Source organism: Alteromonas sp. AO-Serp (genome assembly GCF_017849675.1).
In the GTDB taxonomy this organism is placed as follows: domain Bacteria; phylum Pseudomonadota; class Gammaproteobacteria; order Enterobacterales; family Alteromonadaceae; genus Alteromonas; species Alteromonas macleodii.
This window is the reverse complement of sequence record NZ_JAFLMX010000179.1, coordinates 1-1,292: the sequence shown is the minus strand read 5'-3', so window position 1 is coordinate 1,292 and position 1,292 is coordinate 1. Positions and strand designations below refer to the sequence as shown.

The window sequence follows — 1,292 nt, the reverse complement described above, 5'->3', positions numbered from 1 at the left end:
CTCGCCAGCCGAATGCTATCGCTATTACCCGATATGAGCGAGGAAGAAGCGTTGGAAGTGGCTGCCATTCACTCTGTGAAAGGCGAAAAACTGCATGCAGAGCGTTTTCTAACTCGCCACCTCCGCTCGCCCCATCATACTAGCTCTGCGGTGGCGCTTACTGGCGGTGGCTCAAACCCTGTACCGGGTGAAATATCGCTGGCTCATAATGGTATTTTGTTTCTAGACGAACTGCCTGAATTTGGGCGAAAGGCACTGGATGTATTGCGCGAGCCACTTGAAACCGGCGACGTGCATTTGTCTCGTGCTTCAGGAAGCGCCACATACCCCGCCAACTTTCAACTAGTAGCGGCGATGAACCCAAGCCCGACGGGTGATATTGATGATAACCGACTAACCCCGCAGCAACAGCTCAACTACTTGAACCGGTTATCGGGACCACTGCTTGATAGAGTTGATATACAAGTCGAAGTGCCGCGCCTACCTGACTACGACCTGCCAGAGCGTGCCAATAGACCTGACGACTCGTTACACGCAACGCGAGAGCGAGTCATTGCAGCGCGTCACAAACAAGGGCTACGGCAAGGTAAGCCAAATGGTGCGCTGCACGCAGGTGAGCTTGCCGATATATGCTTGCTAGATGACGCTGACTTGCAGTTTTTACAAGCCGCTGCTAAACAGCTTAATTTGTCTATGCGGGTGTTTCATCGCACGTTAAAAGTGGCAAGAACCATTGCTGACCTTGAAGAGCAGAACGCTGTATCGCGGGCGCACATTGCAGAAGCATTGGGCTATCGCGCCCTCGATAACCTTATTAAACAGTTGAGCGCTAGCTGAGCATCAGCTATGCCTTAAACTTAGCCTCGCGCTTGCAAATTAAGCTGCATAAAGGCGTTAATAAGCGGCTCGTTTTGCTTATCCTGCAAGCAGCACAAACCTAAAGCATAAGGCTCAATATCTTCAACAGGTATTTGGGTTACAGCATTGGCCATACTGGAGTGATCAAGTACCACTTTAGGCACAAATCCCACGCCACATTCAAGTGCCACCATGCTCACGATGGCCTCGTTACCGCCGACATAAGCATACACATTTGGACGAATGCCATGCTCAGCAAACCAGTGATAGGCAGTACGACGGGTTGGGCCAGTTTCGGGCATAATCACCTGATGCTTGGTCCAGTCCAACTGGCTTAGTTGAGTAAGTCGCCACTCTCTTGGGGCAATAAGTACCAAAGGCACTTTATCAAGCGCGGTGAAATGCAAATCTGTCGGCATATCAGGGGTGTAGAT

The 1,292-nt window shown here is 50.9% G+C and carries 2 protein-coding genes; one reads left to right on the top strand and one right to left on the bottom strand.

Annotated features, from left to right (window positions below; translation table 11 throughout):
- The coding region (locus tag QVA83_RS12585) for an ATP-binding protein (protein WP_287498514.1) at positions 1 to 837 on the top strand (837 nt) is incomplete at its 5' end.
- Between the two features lie 20 nt (positions 838 to 857).
- Here QVA83_RS12585 and QVA83_RS12580 read toward each other — a convergent pair.
- On the bottom strand, positions 858 to 1,292 hold a 435-nt coding region (locus QVA83_RS12580), incomplete at its 5' end, for a LysR substrate-binding domain-containing protein (protein ID WP_287498513.1).